A 15,323-nucleotide genomic window follows, 5' to 3' on the forward strand; every position below is an offset into this window, starting at 1 on the left:
GCCTCATAGTCCTCGGGCCGCACGATTGCCTTCTTGACGCGTTCTGCCGTCTCGGGGCTTTCCATCACCGACTTGTAGCCGGAGAACAGCATGTTCTCCTGCATCCAATTCTGGGCGATGGCAAACTTGCCGTTCTGGTCCTTAAATCCGTACCAGGAGGCGAACTTCTTGACGTCCTCGGTCAATGCCTCGGAGCGCTCGCGGGCGCTCATGACGTAGAGGCCGCTGTCGATGATGCCCCAGGGCTGGTCGGCCATCGGCACGAGGCTGCAGCTTCCTGCGATCTGCGAGCGGCCCGGGCGGTTGAAGGTCTCGATGTCGTAGATCTGCTGCGGGCTGATCATGTAGCGGCCGGACGCGAAAGCGTCGATGTAACCGCCCTCGTTGAAGGTGAAGACCTCCTGGGAGACCATTCCTGACTGCCAGAGCTTCTTCCAGGCGGCGAGCGTCTTGTAGTACGGGCCGTCCTCGTCGGTGGTGATGGTCGGCTTGTGGGTCTCCGCATCGGCAATGGTGCCGCCGCGATTGATCACCTCAAGCACGAAGCCCCAGGAGATGCCGAACCACTCGCCGAACCAGTGCGGCAGGAACGGCGTCTCGATCCCCTTGTCCTTCATCTTGTAGACGAGATCGTAGAGCTCGTCCCAGTTCTTCGGCATGTCGGCGTCAGTGAAGCCGTTCTCTTCCCAGAGCTTGCGGTTCAGGACGATCGTGCCGCGCGTGCTGGCGAAGTAGGACAGGCCCAGGAGCTTGCCCTTGTAGCTCCAGGCGTCCTTCAGGTTCGGATAGAGCTCCGCGTCGATCTCGGCAAAGTTCGGCTGCTCGTCGACTGGCACCACCCAGCCTGCGTCATAGTAGCGGCAGGCCGAGGATGGATTGGCGTACAACACGTCGAGTTGCGCGCCCGCCATCAGGTTCTGTTCCATCAGGGCAGGATAGTCGCCCGTGACGGTGGCGTAGTCGACGTGGCCGCCAAGCTCGTTGTTGTAGCGGGCGACGTTCGCCTGCACCACGTCGGTGCGGAAGTTCCAGCCGCGCATGTAGACCGTCTCGCCGCTGGTCGGCTTCAGGTCCATTCCCTGCGCGGAAGCCCGGGAGGCTCCACTCATCAACGCGACGCCGGCAGCACCTGCCAGCAAACCAAAATCACGCCGTTTCATGTCTTCCTCCGCATTTCGAACCATTATCGCCTGTAATCACGCGGACTACGAGACGGATACTGCCAAGCCACATGTACAACGTCGGCCCAACGCCGCGGTCATCGAGATGAAGAACAGGATCCCCGACAAAAGCAGTCGGCGGCCAGATCATGTCATCCCGTATAGACCCCGCCGGTTACATTGATCCCCTGCCCGGTCATGAAGCGCGCCGCATCCGAGAGAAGAAACGCAACGACGCCTGCGACATCTTCCGGCGTTTCCAGGCGACCGAGTGGCGTCATGGCGACGTACTCGGCGATCACCTGCTCGGGCGACATGCCCCGGAGCTTCGCCTCCCAGATGACCTCGCGCTCCTGCATCCCCGTCCTCACAAAGCCCGGACAGACGCAGTTCACCCGGATGCCCTTGGGGGCCAGCTCCCGCGCCAGCGCCTGAGTCCAGCCGAACACGGCGAACTTGCTGGCGGAGTAGTGCGCGAGCAGCGGCGCGCCGACCTTGGCGGCCAGCGAAGCCGTATTGCAGATCACGCCCTTGCGCTCGGACTGGAGAAAGTAACGGGCGGCGTACTGGTTGGTCAGGAACACACCGCGTGCGTTGACGTCGAAGTTGAAGTCCCATTCCTCGTCGGTCAGATCGACCGCCCGGTTCATCGTCGACACGCCGGCATTGGCAACGAGGTAGTCCAAGGCTCCCAGATGCCCGAGGGCCGTCTCGAAACCTCGTTCGACGCTGTCGCGCCTGCGCACGTCCATCTCGACGGCGGCATGAGTCGCCCCCAGAGACCCGGCTGTCCGCTCGGCCGACGGAAGGTCCAGATCGGCGATCACGATCCGCACCCCATGATCGGCAAGCGTCCGAGCGATCGCCAGCCCGATGCCGGTGCCGCCTCCAGTGACGATGGCAGTCTTACCAGCCAGGTCGACGCCGATACCGGTCAATGGCTTCCCCTGTCGTCCGCTGAGGCGCGCATCATCGAAACAAGCGGAAGCGAACGGCAGCAGGGGCCGATAACAACCCCGTGCCAAGCAACTCCGCCTGGAGGAAGGCTATCGATATCAGGCGGTAGGTCAAACATTTTCTAACACAAACTTGCTGTTCGAGTTTGTGCGATAGCGTTGCGGCGTGAACAATCCGAAGCTATCGTCGGGGCACCATGAAAACGTGCCGTTCGACGAGGCACCGCAGCAAGAAGGAGCGGCATGATGGACGGCAGGTCGGAGCGTCCCGCCATCTCGCCGGCCATCCCGCCCGCCAGCGAAACCGAAAGCCGCCGGGGCAGCGCCGTCATTGCGGCAGCGCGTCGCCGGGCGCTGCACGCTGCCATCACCGAACGCGGCGAGGTGTCGGTGTCCGACATCGCTAAGGAGTTCGGGATCTCCGAGATGACGGTGCGTCGGGATCTGGATGTTTTGCAGCAGAGTGGCTCCATTGAGCGGTCTCATGGCGGGGCCGTGCTCGCGAAGCCGGCAATTGCCCCTTCCGAACCGTCCTTCGCTGCCAGACGCAATGTGCGTGCCAAAGCGAAGCAGGCGATCGCACGCGCGGCTGCCGAGTTGATCGCGGAGCGGGACGTGGTCGGGCTCGATGTGGGCTCGAGCATCGCCTACCTCGCCGCGGAGATCGGGTCGCGCAGCGGGCTCAGCATCGTCACGAACAGCCTGCAGGCGGTGGCTGCCCTCACCCGCAGGCCGGTGATGTCGGACGTTTATGTCGTGGGCGGGTATCTGCGGGCGCGCGAGGGCTCGCTCTGCGGCGCCATCACGCAGCGACAGCTCGCGGACCACTGGCTGAACAAGGCGTTCGTCGGCGTGGCCGGCATCAATCCCGACGGACTGTTCGACTATTCGGTCGAGGAGGTCCAGGTGACCCTGGGCTACATTCGGCGGGCCACCGAGGTGATCGTGCTGTGCGACAGCAGCAAGTTCGGGCGCCGGAGCTTTGCGCGGGTGTGCGGATTGGAGTCGATCTCCACCTTGGTGACGGACCAGATGCCGCCGCCCGACATCGAGGAACCGCTCCGCCGTCACGGGGTGAACATCGTCGTCGCCGAGAGTGAACGGGAACTGGACGCGTAGGGACTTCCGACGCGTCGCTATTGGAAAGGTTGTTCGATCGTGTTCGATCTGTTGCGTGAGCGGAAGAAGCTCGTCATCGCCATGGTGCATATCGGTGCTCTGCCGGGAACGCCCCTCTATGACGAGAAGGGCGGGATGGCGAAGCTGGTCGATGGCGTACTGGCCGATCTTCGCGCGCTGCAGGAGGGCGGCGTCGATGCCGTCATGTTCGGCAACGAGAACGACCGGCCCTACTCGCTGAAGGCCCCGCTCGCCTCCGCCGTTGCGATGAGCTCGATCATCTCGACCGTGAAGCCGGAGATGACCGTGCCGTTCGGCGTGAACTATCTCTGGGACCCGACCGCCAGCGTCGAGATCGCCGTGGCCACGGGTGCCAAGTTCGTGCGCGAGATCTTCACGGGCGTCTATGCCTCGGACATGGGCGTGTGGGCGCCGGACTGCAAAGGTGCCTTTCTTGCCAGGCGCAACCTGGGGCGACCGGATCTGAAGCTGTTCTTCAACATCAATGCCGAGTTCGCGGATTCGCTCGACCGCCGTCCGATCGAGATGCGCGCCAAGAGCGCGGTGTTCTCGTCCATGGCCGATGCCATCCTGGTGTCCGGGCCGATCACGGGGCAGGAAGCGGACCAGTCGGAGTTGCGCCGGGTGCGCGAGACGCTGCCGGACACGCCGGTGTTCGCCAACACGGGCGTGCGGATCGACAATGTCGAGGAGACGCTGAAGATCTCCGACGGCTGCATCATCGGCACGCACTTCAAGGTCGACGGCAACACCTGGAACGCTGTCGATCCGGATCGTGTGCGCCGCTTCATGGACAAGGTCGGGACGCTGCGCTGACCATGGCGCAGCCCTTCAGCGTCGATGCTGTCGTCTGGGACATGGACGGCACGCTCGTCGACAGCGAGCCGCTGCACGAGCGGGTGTTCTACGCCACCTGCCGGCGGCACGGCGTCGACCTGTCTGATCTGGATGCCGGCGTGTTCGTTGGCGTCCACCAGTATGATGTCTGGAACGCGGTCGCCCACCGCTTCCCGCCCACGGTCAGCCGCGAGGCTTGGCTGGCGGACCTGGATGCCGAGTACGTGGCCGACCAGGGCAGCCTGACGGCGATGCCGGATGCACAGCGGATCGTGAGCACGCTTCATGCCGCCGGCATGAAGCAGGCGTGCGCCACCAACTCGGCTGGCGTGGTGGTTGCAGCCAATCTGATGACCCTGGACATCCTGCCTTTCCTCCAAGCGACGGTGACGCTGGACGACGTGAAGGAGGGCAAGCCGGCGCCCGAGCCATACGCCCGCGCCTGTACCCTGCTGGGCGTGGCGCCGGAACGGGCCGTTGCCATCGAGGACAGTATCACCGGGCTCATGGCAGCACGGGCAGCCGGACTGCATACGATCGGCTTCGCCTCCAACCACCATATCGCCGCCAAGCCGGAGTTCCACGTCCTGGCCGACCGGGTGATCCACCGGCTGGACGAGGTGCTGTCGCTCGTCACCATGCCGGCTGCTGCAAGGTAGTTACTGATGGCCTACAAGATCGACCCCGAGCAGGACCGGGTCTATGTCGAGGAGTTCCGCAAGAACCTGATGGGCCATCACAGCCCGGGCCTGCAGCGCGTGCTCAATTCGCTCAGGCGCAGCAAGGACGGGCGGCAGCTCACCATCCTGATGACCGTCCCGTTCAAGCAGTGGGTGATCGCGTGGCTGCCCAAGAACCGGTGGGAGGCGATCGAGATCGACGACCGCATCGTGTTCGAGAGCCGCGAAGAGGCCGAGTGGCACGTGTTCTGCCGGCGCTGGGAAGAGGCGACTGGCGAGAAGATCGACAATCGCTGAGGCCCGTTCGTCCAGACCTACTTGCCCGCTGCACCTCGGGAGCCGTCCTTGTTCAAGATCCTCGGTTACACGCAAGAGATCTCGGTCGCCCCTGGCGAGACGCTGACCTGCAAGATCTCGGCGGAAGAGAATCAACGTTACTTTGCGCGTATCGTCCGGCTGGTGAACGGGGACTGCAATCCGGAGGGACCCGGCTTCAGGGTCGATCCGGTGCCGAGCGACATCGAGGGCTGGTACGAGGGCAGCAAGCAGTCCACGGACGCCGGCTCCTATATGGTCGTGCGTGGCCTGAGCGGGATCGAGGAGGGTGCTCCCCTCACCTTCATGGCTGCCATCTGGCCCACCTACATCAAGAGCCCGCTGCGGCAGGTGATCCTGGCACTGGACGGCGGTGGCACGCCCCTGCGGCTGCTGATCGAGCCAGGTGGAAGGCTCGTGCTGGAGGTAGGCGACAGCCGGGTCCAGCTGTCCACGCCGCTCCTGGACCGGCACTGGTACCGGGTGGCCGTGACGGTGAACGTCACGGAGGTGACGCTCGGCGCTGAGATGCTACGGGACTTCCCAATGAGGAAAGTGCCGGAAGAGGCGCAGGCGACCCTGGCCGCCGAGGCTTCCTTTGCGGGCAGTGACCTGTATCTGGCGGGTGCGCCGTCCAGCACGCGCGTCGAGGATCATTTCAACGGCAAGATCGACCGGCCGACGCTGCTCGCGGCGAGCGTGCCGGTCGAGCTGCAGCAGCCCTACCTGGACCGGCCGCTGCCACCCGGCCACGGCAGTGCCGTCATCGCCGCCTGGGACTTCTCGATCGGCATGGAAGGCACGGTCGCGACCGACATCGGACCACGGCGGCAGCATGGCGAGCTGAGGGAGCTGCCGGCGCGTGCCATGACCGGGTTCAACTGGACCGGTCAGGTCCATGACTGGAAGCAGCGCCCGGAGGAGTATGGGGCGATCCACTTCCACCAGGACGACCTGTACGACGCGAACTGGACGACCTCGTTCACCTGGAAGGTGCCGGAGGATTTCCGCAGCGGACCCTATGCCGTCCATGTGAAGGCCGGCGAGAACAGCGAGTACGCCACGAACGAGGACTTCATCCCGTTCTACGTCCGCCCGCCGAGGGAGAAGGCCAAGCGCAAGGGGCGGCCGAAGCTGGCCTTCCTGGCGCCGACTAACTCCTACATCGCCTATGCCAACGACAGCCAGGTCCTGATGGACCGGGGTGCGGAGACGGGCATGAACCGGCTGCTCAACCTGCAGCACGCCGACGTCTACCTGCACGAGCACCCGGAGCTGTGCGCCTCGCTCTACGACAAGCACGCCGACGGCAGCGGCGTCTGCTACTCAAGCCGGCTCAGGCCGGTGCTGAACATGCGGCCGCGCTACCATTCCTGGCTCGGCAGCCACGGCTCGGCGCTCTACCAGTTCAACGGCGACACCCACATCTTCGCCTGGCTGGAGCACCTGCAGGTCGACTACGACATCATCACCGACGAGGACCTGCACGAGGACGGCTTCGAGCTGCTCGAGGGCTATCAGGTCGTCGTGACGGGCACGCATCCCGAGTACCATTCGACCGCCATGTGGGACGCGATGAAGGCGTTCCTGGGGCAAGGTGGCCGGCTCATCTACATGGGCGGCAACGGCTGGTACTGGCGGGTGGCGTTCCATCAGAGCCTGCCGGGCGTGATCGAGGTGCGGCGGGCCGAGGACGGGACGCGGACCTGGGAGGCCGATCCGGGCGAGTACTACCAGAGCTTCAACGGCGAGTTCGGGGGCTTGTGGCGCCGGGTCGGGCGTCCGCCCAACCTGATCGCCGGCATCGGCTTCGTGGCGCAGGGTTTCGACATGTCGGGCTACTTCCGGCGCCAGCCGGGGGCCGACAGCCCGCGGGCGGGCTTCATCTTCCAGGATGTGCCGGACGAGATCATCGGCGATTTCGGGCTGATCGGCGGGGGTGCGGCCGGCATCGAGCTGGATGCCATGAACCACAAGCTGGGCACGCCCCACCATGCCTTGTGCCTCGCGACCTCGGAGGGGCATACGCCGCTCACGATCGTCACCAAGGAAGAGGTGCTGGTCATGCCGGTGGCGGCAGGCGGAGACCAGCACGACAAGGTCCGCGCCGACATGGTGTTCTTCGAGACCTCGTCGGGCGGGGCGGTGTTCTCGACGGGCTCGATCGCCTGGGCCGGCTCGTTGTCGTGGAATGGTTACGACAACAACGTCGCCAGGATCACCGGCAACGTGCTCAGGCGGTTTTTGGAACCCGCCCCTTTCGAGGCGCCCTGAGCGTGTCGAAAGAAGTCTAACCCGCTGATTCTCTTTATGTCCTCGGGTTCGTTCATGCAGAACGACATCTGAAGGTTGCGCACTCCCTGTCTGCTCCTGGATGAAGCGGACAGGGAGCATAGCATGAAACCAACGGCGCGGTACGTCTTGTCGATCAGGCCGCCAGCAGCGTGATCTCCTGCCTGGCCGCCTCGACCGAACGGGTCCGCTGCTCGGCACCGAGTGCGATGCCCTCGGCGCGCACGAACTGGATGTCGTCGATCCCGAGGAAGCCGAAGAAGGCCTTCAGGTAGGACTCCTGGTGTTCAATGGCGTCCAGGGACGTGCCGGCATAGAAGCCGCCGCGCGACGAGGCCACGACCATGCGCTTGCCGCCAGCCAGGCCCTCCGGCCCATTCCCGGTGTAGCGGAACGTCTTGCCGACGACGGCCAGCCGGTCCAGCCAGGCCTTGAGCTGGCTGCTGATCGAGAAATTGTACATGGGCGCGCCGATCACGACGATGTCGGCGGCCAGGAATTCCTCCAGCAGCTCGCTGCCAAGCGCCAGGTCCTGCTGCAGCTCAGGAGCGCGGTCCGCTGCCTCGATGGACGCCCCGGCGAGATAGGCGCCGGACAGATGCGGCACGGGCTCCGCGGCGAGATCGCGGTAGCGGATCTCCAGGCCGGGGATGGTGCGGGCCAGCTTGTGGACCAGCTCAGCCGAGAGCGCGCGGCTGACCGAGCTTTCGCCCAGGATGCTGGAATCGACATGCAGCAGCTTCATCGCGGTACCCTTCGTTCTTCCGTGGCGCGCGCTGCGCCTTGCTGGCATCAGAGGTAGCCACGGAACGATCACGCGATTAGCGGCCTGTTCTCGAACAGACCGTTCCACCAGTAGAACGATCGAGCAGCCATGCGCGACCTGAACGACCTGGCCTGTTTTGCGGCGGTAGTGCGGCACGGGGGCTTCTCCCCGGCGGCACGGGTGCTCAAGCTGCCGAAGTCCAACCTCAGCCGGCGGATCGCGCGGCTGGAGGAGCAGCTGCGCGTCCGCCTCCTGGAACGGTCGACCCGCAAGGTCAGCGTCACCGACATCGGCGCGCAGTATTACCGTCATTGCCAGGAGATGATGGCCGCCGCGGAGGCCGCGGACGAGGCGGCAACGAGGCTGCAGGCGCAGCCCCAGGGGCTGGTGCGGGTCGGCTGCCCGCCGGGGCTGTCGCGCGAGCTGGCAGAAGCCCTGCCGCGCTTCCTTGCCGCCTATCCGAAGGTCAGGGTCCAGTTCGTGATCGCGAGCCGGCCGCTCGACCTGGTCGAGGAGCGGATCGACGTGGCCTATCGTGTGCGGCCACGCACGGAAATGGACCCGAACCTGATCGTGAAGGTGCTGGGGGTCAGCACGCTGGTCGGCGTGGCGAGCCCGGCCCTCCTGGCTGGTCGGCGGGTGCCGACGACACCGGACGATCTCCTCGGGCTTCCGACGCTGGGGCACACGGAGCAGCTTGGCGAAACGAGCTGGCCGCTGCACGGGCCTGACGGCAAGACCATCACCTTCCCGCACGAGCCCAGGCTGGCGACGACCGACTTCCACATCCTGATGGAGAGTGTGGTCCAGGGGATCGGCGTCGGCTTCGTCCCGGGCCAGATGGTGCGCGAGCCGCTAGGCGATGGCAGGCTCGTGCGGATCCTGCCGGACTGGCATGCGGGCGAAGGCATGCAGCATCTCGTGTTCACGTCGCGGCGGGGGATCCTGCCGGCGGTGCGGGCGATGATCGATTTTTTGGCGGAGGTGCTGCGCACCTGAGGGCGGCAGGATCGGCATATCGACCCTGTTCGTCTCGCACGCAACATGACCGTCCAGTTGGTAAGGCTTCTAGATCCTGGGCTCGGAACTCGATCGGCCTGCTGACGGACGGTCCGGTAAGTCCTCCTTCCGGGACGTCGGCGTGCCGGGCGACGCTTCGGCGCTCGCGACCTGATCAAGGTTTGCGATCAGGCGCGTCAGCAGCGCTACGAGCAGCTTGGCCTCCTCGCCCGTGAAGTCGTGCAATACCTCACGATTACCCCGAAGCAAGACAGCAACTGCGTCCGGCAGGCGCGCTTTCGCGGCCTCCGTGAGCGTGATGCGGCTGCTGCGCCCATCAGTCGGGTCGGGCGCACGCTGGATCAGCCCGTCACGCTCCATGCGGGCGAGCATCTGTGCCATCGGCGGCTGCTCGATCTTGGCAAAGCGGGCGAGATCACGCTGCGTGCATGCTTGGCCATCCTGAAGTGCGACCAGCACCGGCAGATGCCCAACGCCGAAGCCAAGTGGCTTCAGCCGCGCCTCGCTGAGGCGGGCAAACCCGCGCGCCGCAAGGCTGATCAGGTGCCCGGGCGTCGAGAGCACATCCAGGTCCATCGCACCACACCCCTTGCACCCACTGCAGCCCCGATACATACGTGCATATGTAAACCCGCTGGCTTTTACCGCAACGCCCGCGCCACGCAAGGAGAGACCCGATGGACGATGACGTCAAAGTCCTTGAACGCATCTACGACCGCTTCAACGCGCGTGACATTGACGGCGTGCTGGCCGCGCTCGCCGATGATGTCGCCTGGGCCAACGGGATGGATGGCGGCCACGTCCATGGCCGCGAGGCCGTACGCGCGTACTGGACGCGCCAGTGGGCCATGGTCAGTCCGCATGTCGAGCCCGTGGGCTTCCATCGGACCGCGGACGGCGCGATCATCGCAGAGGTCCGGCAGTCCGTCCGCGATCTCGAAGGCAAGCCGCTCCAGGGGCAGACGCATGGATTGAAGGACAAGACGGTCGGACACGTCTTCCGTCTTCGAGAAGGCAAGGTGGCGCGCTTCGACATCCAGGATGCCGCCTAGTGCACAGGCCTATGCAGAGCCAGCGCGCGATGGAGGTGGCGAGGACGACGCCTGAGAGTAGGTTGGCGGCAAGATTGTCGTAGCGAGGTGGAATGACGAAAGGCAAAGCAGCGGACGTCCGCCTTGCCACCTACGGCTCGCTCGCACCCGGCCGGGTCAATCATCACCAGCTTGCGGCGCTGGAGGGGCGCTGGCTGCGGGGTGTGGTGAGGGGCAGGCTGGTCGAGGCCGGTTGGGGAGCGTCGCTGGGGCATCCGGGACTGGTGCTGGATCTGGAGGGGCCGGTTGTCGAGGTTCATGTCTTCGAGTCGGCGGTGTTGCCCCAGCACTGGGAGCGTCTGGATGCCTTCGAGGGCGATGGTTACCGGCGGGTGGTCGCACGGGTGGTGACCGACGAAGGCGAGATGGACGCCTGGATCTATGCACTCGCCACGTGAGTCGGGTGCGATGGTTGCCGGAGCCGCCCGGAAGACTGGATGGTTGGGCCGAGCCCGGCCATGACGACCATGGTGGATTGTCCGCGGTGCGCATCCAGTGACCGGGCAAAAGAACGGCGCCACCTGCTGGTGACGCCGTGCTTCCTCAACGCGTGCTGAACTGACGGAGCGTCAGAGCACCCGGGTACTTTCGCCGACGGCTGCCTGGGGCTGGACGCGCAGGTTGTTCTGCACGTGCTTCACGCCGGAGATGTTGTCGGCGATGTCCTCGGCGCGCCGCTTGTCGTTGCGGCTGTTGACGGTGCCGTTCAGGGTCACCTCGCCGCTGGCGATGGTCACCTCGATCTCGGTGGCGTCGAGATAGGGATCGTCGGTCAGGCGGTCCTGGACGTCCTCGCGGATGCGGTCGTCCGAGCGGGTGTAGCCGCGCGGGCCCTTGCCACGGTGATGCTGGGCGCCCTCGTCGCCTTGGCGGGCGTCCTGGCGGCGGCGGCGCTCGGCGTCGTCGCTGCCGAACCAGGTCGCGATCTCGTCGCCGGCGCGCTCGAAGAAGCCGCGGTCCTCGTTGAAGCCGCGCTGGCCGCCATACGACTCGCGGCCATAGCCGCCGAAGCCGCGGTCCTGCCCACGGCCCCCGTAGCCCCGGCCGACATCCGCGCCATACATCTGGCCGGTCAGCCCATGGCCACTGAAGCTGCCACGCGGGCTGCCGCGGTCCCAGTCGCCCTGGCCACTGTCATAGAAGCGGTCATCGTCGCGCCGGGCGAAGTCACGCTCCTCGGCCGGATAATGTCCGCGACCCCGATCGCCGCCGCGCTCCCGGCCACGATAGTCGTCCCGGTCATCCTGCCAGCCACGAAACCGATCGTTGTATGTCATGATCTTGAACCTCTTCCTGACATGCAAGCCGTTTTGGCCCTCTGCGCGATTCAAAAAACCGCGTTGGACGAGGTTCCATTCAGGCGGCCATGCAGGTTACTCGGCACAGGGCACCACGCCGAGCATGTCCCGTCGTCAGAACTTGCGGTGCACGAGGTCGTGGATGAAGGCGAGCTTGTCGATCACCGCGGGCGACAGGATGAAGGGGTAGAGGTCGGGCTGGCCCATCGAGCGGTTCAGGCTGTTGACCGCGAAGGTGAGCGGCAGCCAGGCATCGATCAGCTCCTGGACGTCCTTCGCACGGGTGGGACGGACCTGCATGTCGGTGGTGAGCTCAGGCTCGAGGTTGCTGACCCTGGGCTCGATCTTCAGGCCGAAGGCGCGCGCGGTTTCCAGCGTGTCCACGATATGGAGGTAGTGGGTCCAAGTTTCCGCAAAGTCCTCCCAGGGATGGGTGGTCGCATAGGAGCTGACATAGTTCTCCTGCCAGTCGGCGGGGGCACCCTCGGCATAGTGGCGCTTGAGCGCCTCGCCATAGTCCTCGCGCTCGTCGCCGAACACCTCGCGGCATTTCTCCAGGGCGACGGGGTTCGCGGCTACCAGGATGTCCCAGTAATGGTGGCCGACCTCGTGGCGGAAGTGGCCGAGCAGCGTGCGGTAGGGCTCGCCCATCTCGTGGCGGGTCTTCTCGCGGTGGACGTCGTCGGCCTCCGCGATATTGAGCGTGATCAGGCCCTGGTCGTGGCCGGTCAGCACTTGCGGCGGCTTGGCCTGGGCCGGGCCGGTCGGCTTGTCGGACAGGAAGTCGAAGGCCAGTCCGTGGTCGGGATCGTCGTCCAGGTTGTCGAGCGGGAGCTTGAGCGCGATCAGCGTATAGAACAGGCGGTGCTTGGCCGCCTCGATCTTGCGCCACCGGTCCAGGTTCTCCGGCACCGACAGATCGGGTACCGTGCGGTTGTGCCGGCAGGCCTTGCAGAGGGTCTCCTCGCTGCCTTCCGGAACCATCCAGTTGCAAAGGTCGTGCTGCGCGTTCTCGCAGAACTTCAGTCGACGCTCCAGGGCGAACAGCGGGCGCCACTCGTCGCCGTCCGGCTCCAGGGCCGACAGCATCGCATCGTCAGGAAGATAGCCCAGCCGGTGTCCGCAGCGCACGCAGGTCGTGTTCTCGAAATAAAGCAGTTGCCCGCAATGCTGGCACTCGAAAAGTTTCATCGTCTTTCTCGCCGGTTCAACCGGAATGTTCCACAAGGTCCGGACGCTGAAACGTGCCGGTGCCAAGGAGGTTGCGGTGCGGTGGATGAATTCGACGCGACGTCGGCCGGGGAATGGGGCGCATGCCATTGACGGCGCCTGCCGCCGGGGCGAACGGTGCGCACAGATCAGCAAGAGGAGGCCAGGCCCATGTCATTCGCCAACTATCCGAGCTTGAAGGACGCCGTCGTGTTCGTCACGGGCGGCGCGTCGGGCATCGGGCTGGAGATCGTGCGGGCCTTCGGCGAGCAGGGCTCCAAGGTCGGCTTCATCGACATCGACGAGAAGGGTGGCCGGTCGGTCGCGGACGAGTTGAAGACCAAGGGCGTCAGCGTTGCCTTCCAGCCCTGCGACCTGCGCGACATCCCGGCCCTGCAGGCGGCGTTCAAGGCGCTGGAGGCGGAGTTGGGGCCAGCGACCGTGCTCGTCAACAACGCGGCGCGCGACGACCGGCATGGCTGGGAGGCGGTGACGCCCGAATACTATGACGAGCGGATCTCGGTGAACCTGCGCCACATGTTCTTCGCCACGCAGGCAGTGGCACCGGGCATGATCGCGGCCGGCAAGGGCTCGATCATCAATTTCGGCTCGAACTCCTGGTGGCAGGCGAGCGGAGGGATGCCGGTCTATACCAGCGCCAAGGCAGCCGTTCACGGCATGACCCGCTCGTTCGCACGCGACCTCGGCAAGCACCGGATCCGCGTGAACACGGTGGTGCCGGGCTGGGTGATGACCGAGCGGCAAAAGGAACTGTGGGTGACGCCGGAGCTCCTGGAGAAGACGATGGAGCGGCAGTGCCTGCCCTTCCCGATCGAGCCCGTCTACCTGGCACGGATGGTGCTGTTCCTGGCTTCCAACGACTCGGCCATGTGCACCGCCAACAACTACATGGTGGAAGCCGGCTCGATCTGAGCAGGACGTTCACCTGACGGAGGAAACGGCGGCTGCAACAATTGAAACAAGCCGCGGCTTCCCGTGCCGTCATCGTGAAACAGGGCGCGCCTACTCACCCTCCATGCCAAGCGGTGGCGGTGGAAGGTGAGCGACGATGCGGCGGCCTGACGAGACGAACGCGGACATCTCGCCCGTGCGGGCGCTGCGCAACGGCCTGCTACCGGCGCTGGCGGCAAGCTTCGCGCTGAACTTGCTGATGCTGGCGCTGCCGCTCTACAGCCTGCAGCTCTATGACCGGGTGCTCTCCAGCGGCCATGTCGAGACGCTGCTGCTCCTGAGCGGGATCGGCCTGTTCGCGCTCCTGGCATTGGGTGCGTTCGAGGCGGTGCGCAACAGCATCCTGGCGCGCCTTGCGATCCGCTTCGAGGCGCAGATGACCGGGCCGGTGGTCGAGGCGGCGCTTGAGCGGGGCGTGTCGGGCGCGCAGGGGCTGCGCGACCTTGGCGTGGTCCGGCAGATGATGGCCGGCCCGGCGATCACCGCCCTGTTCGACGCCCCCTGGCTGCCGCTGGCCCTGATCGCGAGCGCCATGCTCGACCCGAGCCTGGCGATCTTCGGGCTGGCGAGTGCCGTCCTCCTGATGGCGCTGGCCCTGCTCAACGCCAGGATCACCAGGACCAGCCAGGCCAGGGCCGGACAGGCGCAGATCGAGGCGCAGGTGACGGCCGACGCGATCGGCCGCCATGCCGATGCGATCCGGTCCATGGGCATGGCCGCGAGCTTCCACCACAGGATCGGTAGCCTGCAGGCCGAAGCATTGCTCGCCCAGCAGCAGATGAGCGAGCGGGGCGGCCTGGTGATGGGCGTGACCCGGGTGGTCCGCCTGGCGGTGCAGGGCGGGATCATGGGCCTTGGCGCCTGGCTGGTCCTGCAGAACGAACTGACACCCGGCGGGATGATGGCCGCCTCGATCCTGCTCGGGAAGGCGCTGGCGCCGGTCGAGCAGATGGTGGGCGTGTGGCGGCAGGTGGCACTCGGGCGCGAGAGCCTGGAGCGGCTGCGCCAGCTCCTGGACCGTGCGCCGATGCCGGCCCGCACCAGCCTGCCAGAGCCCAAGGGTCGCCTCGCGCTGGAGGGCGTGACGCTGCATGCCGCCGATGGCCGCCCGCTCCTGCGCAACATCAGCCTGGCGCTGGCCGAAGGAGACTGTTTGGCCGTGGTCGGCGCGTCGGGGGCCGGCAAGAGCACGCTCTGCCGCGTGCTGACAGGAATCGCCACGCCGGAGGCGGGCTGTGCGCGGCTGGATGGCGCGGCGCTGGAGCACTACCCGCGGGACGAACTGGGCCGCTCCGTCGGCTACCTGCCGCAGGAACCGATGCTGTTCGCGGCAACAGTGGCGCAGAACATCGCCAGGATGCAGCCGGATGCGCCGGCGGAGGGCATGGTGGCTGCGGCGAAGATGGCCGGCGCGCACGAGATGATCCTGCGCCTGCCACAGGGCTACGACACGCGGCTCGCCGATGGCGGAGCGCCGCTGTCGGGCGGGCAGCGCCAGCTGCTGGGCCTGGCGCGCGCGCTCTATGGCCGGCCGCGCCTGGTCGTGCTGGACGAGCCCAACGCCAATCTCGACAGTCAGGGCGATGC

15 protein-coding genes and 1 pseudogene are annotated in these 15,323 nt (G+C 66.1%); 10 read left to right on the forward strand and 6 right to left on the reverse strand.

All coding sequences use genetic code 11. The annotated features are described in order from the left end of the window. On the reverse strand, nucleotides 1-1,160 hold a 1,160-nt coding region (locus VHL31_RS10670; RefSeq protein ID WP_329661192.1), incomplete at its 3' end, for an ABC transporter substrate-binding protein. A 152-nt stretch (nucleotides 1,161-1,312) separates the two neighbouring features. After that, nucleotides 1,313-2,098 (reverse strand): SDR family NAD(P)-dependent oxidoreductase, encoded by a 786-nt coding sequence (locus tag VHL31_RS10675; protein ID WP_329661193.1) that lies wholly within the window; start codon nucleotides 2,096-2,098, stop codon nucleotides 1,313-1,315. A 261-nt stretch (nucleotides 2,099-2,359) separates the two neighbouring features. Between VHL31_RS10675 and VHL31_RS10680 the strand changes: the two genes are divergently transcribed. The 5 genes from VHL31_RS10680 to VHL31_RS10700 are packed head-to-tail and all read left to right on the forward strand — an operon-like array spanning nucleotide 2,360 to nucleotide 7,362. Beyond that, nucleotides 2,360-3,235 carry a DeoR/GlpR family DNA-binding transcription regulator gene (locus tag VHL31_RS10680; protein ID WP_329661194.1) on the forward strand — a complete coding sequence of 292 codons (876 nt, stop codon included), beginning with the start codon at nucleotides 2,360-2,362 and terminating at the stop codon, nucleotides 3,233-3,235. Nucleotides 3,236-3,271: 36 nt separating this feature from the next. After that, the gene (locus tag VHL31_RS10685; protein ID WP_349262408.1) at nucleotides 3,272-4,072 is read left to right on the forward strand and encodes a BtpA/SgcQ family protein; all 801 of its coding nucleotides are present in this window, start codon (nucleotides 3,272-3,274) and stop codon (nucleotides 4,070-4,072) included. A gap of 2 nt (nucleotides 4,073-4,074) precedes the next feature. Further along, entirely contained in the window at nucleotides 4,075-4,752 is a 678-nt protein-coding gene (locus VHL31_RS10690; protein ID WP_329661196.1) for an HAD family phosphatase, read from the forward strand. 6 nt (nucleotides 4,753-4,758) lie between these two features. Beyond that, a complete protein-coding gene (locus VHL31_RS10695; protein WP_329661197.1) occupies nucleotides 4,759-5,070 on the forward strand; it encodes a hypothetical protein in 312 nt (103 codons plus the stop codon). A 48-nt stretch (nucleotides 5,071-5,118) separates the two neighbouring features. After that, complete coding sequence (locus VHL31_RS10700; protein ID WP_329661198.1) at nucleotides 5,119-7,362, forward strand: N,N-dimethylformamidase beta subunit family domain-containing protein; 2,244 nt, start codon at nucleotides 5,119-5,121, stop codon at nucleotides 7,360-7,362. Nucleotides 7,363-7,516: 154 nt separating this feature from the next. On the opposite strand, the gene VHL31_RS10705 is transcribed toward VHL31_RS10700, so the two are convergent. After that, nucleotides 7,517-8,125: an FMN-dependent NADH-azoreductase gene (locus VHL31_RS10705; protein ID WP_329661199.1), complete on the reverse strand. Its 609-nt coding sequence runs from the start codon at nucleotides 8,123-8,125 to the stop codon at nucleotides 7,517-7,519. A 129-nt stretch (nucleotides 8,126-8,254) separates the two neighbouring features. On the opposite strand from VHL31_RS10705, the gene VHL31_RS10710 reads away from it, so the two are divergent. Next, on the forward strand, nucleotides 8,255-9,145 hold the full coding sequence (locus tag VHL31_RS10710) for a LysR family transcriptional regulator (protein WP_329661200.1): 891 nt from the start codon (nucleotides 8,255-8,257) through the stop codon (nucleotides 9,143-9,145). 144 nt (nucleotides 9,146-9,289) lie between these two features. On the opposite strand, the pseudogene VHL31_RS10715 reads toward VHL31_RS10710, so the two are convergent. Next, nucleotides 9,290-9,742 (reverse strand): annotated as a pseudogene (locus VHL31_RS10715) (MarR family winged helix-turn-helix transcriptional regulator); the annotation flags it as partial. 101 nt (nucleotides 9,743-9,843) lie between these two features. Between VHL31_RS10715 and VHL31_RS10720 the strand changes: the two are divergent. Next, nucleotides 9,844-10,218: a nuclear transport factor 2 family protein gene (locus tag VHL31_RS10720; RefSeq protein WP_329661202.1), complete on the forward strand. Its 375-nt coding sequence runs from the start codon at nucleotides 9,844-9,846 to the stop codon at nucleotides 10,216-10,218. Between the two features lie 92 nt (nucleotides 10,219-10,310). Continuing rightward, nucleotides 10,311-10,655 carry a gamma-glutamylcyclotransferase family protein gene (locus tag VHL31_RS10725; RefSeq protein WP_329661203.1) on the forward strand — a complete coding sequence of 115 codons (345 nt, stop codon included), beginning with the start codon at nucleotides 10,311-10,313 and terminating at the stop codon, nucleotides 10,653-10,655. A gap of 171 nt (nucleotides 10,656-10,826) precedes the next feature. Here the strand turns inward: VHL31_RS10725 and VHL31_RS10730 are convergent, their stop codons facing one another. Continuing rightward, on the reverse strand, nucleotides 10,827-11,534 hold the full coding sequence (locus VHL31_RS10730) for a BON domain-containing protein (RefSeq protein ID WP_329661204.1): 708 nt from the start codon (nucleotides 11,532-11,534) through the stop codon (nucleotides 10,827-10,829). Nucleotides 11,535-11,669: 135 nt separating this feature from the next. Then, nucleotides 11,670-12,746 carry a putative zinc-binding peptidase gene (locus VHL31_RS10735; RefSeq protein ID WP_329661205.1) on the reverse strand — a complete coding sequence of 359 codons (1,077 nt, stop codon included), beginning with the start codon at nucleotides 12,744-12,746 and terminating at the stop codon, nucleotides 11,670-11,672. Between the two features lie 189 nt (nucleotides 12,747-12,935). Between VHL31_RS10735 and VHL31_RS10740 the strand changes: the two genes are divergently transcribed. Then, on the forward strand, nucleotides 12,936-13,697 hold the full coding sequence (locus VHL31_RS10740; RefSeq protein WP_329661206.1) for an SDR family oxidoreductase: 762 nt from the start codon (nucleotides 12,936-12,938) through the stop codon (nucleotides 13,695-13,697). 136 nt (nucleotides 13,698-13,833) lie between these two features. Next, on the forward strand, nucleotides 13,834-15,323 hold a 1,490-nt coding region (locus VHL31_RS10745), incomplete at its 3' end, for a type I secretion system permease/ATPase (protein WP_329661207.1).

It is taken from the genome of Geminicoccus sp. (genome assembly GCF_036263595.1).
Lineage (GTDB): Bacteria > Pseudomonadota > Alphaproteobacteria > Geminicoccales > Geminicoccaceae > Geminicoccus.

Excerpts from the sequence above, each read along its gene's own strand:
- VHL31_RS10680 (WP_329661194.1), top strand. The coding sequence starts at position 2,360 with ATGATGGACGGCAGGTCGGAGCGTCCCGCCATCTCGCCGGCCATCCCG.
- VHL31_RS10690 (WP_329661196.1), top strand. The coding sequence starts at position 4,075 with ATGGCGCAGCCCTTCAGCGTCGATGCTGTCGTCTGGGACATGGACGGC.
- VHL31_RS10695 (WP_329661197.1), top strand. The coding sequence starts at position 4,759 with ATGGCCTACAAGATCGACCCCGAGCAGGACCGGGTCTATGTCGAGGAG.
- VHL31_RS10705 (WP_329661199.1), bottom strand. The coding sequence starts at position 8,125 with ATGAAGCTGCTGCATGTCGATTCCAGCATCCTGGGCGAAAGCTCGGTC.
- VHL31_RS10710 (WP_329661200.1), top strand. The coding sequence starts at position 8,255 with ATGCGCGACCTGAACGACCTGGCCTGTTTTGCGGCGGTAGTGCGGCAC.
- VHL31_RS10720 (WP_329661202.1), top strand. The coding sequence starts at position 9,844 with ATGGACGATGACGTCAAAGTCCTTGAACGCATCTACGACCGCTTCAAC.
- VHL31_RS10725 (WP_329661203.1), top strand. The coding sequence starts at position 10,311 with ATGACGAAAGGCAAAGCAGCGGACGTCCGCCTTGCCACCTACGGCTCG.
- VHL31_RS10730 (WP_329661204.1), bottom strand. The coding sequence starts at position 11,534 with ATGACATACAACGATCGGTTTCGTGGCTGGCAGGATGACCGGGACGAC.
- VHL31_RS10735 (WP_329661205.1), bottom strand. The coding sequence starts at position 12,746 with ATGAAACTTTTCGAGTGCCAGCATTGCGGGCAACTGCTTTATTTCGAG.
- VHL31_RS10740 (WP_329661206.1), top strand. The coding sequence starts at position 12,936 with ATGTCATTCGCCAACTATCCGAGCTTGAAGGACGCCGTCGTGTTCGTC.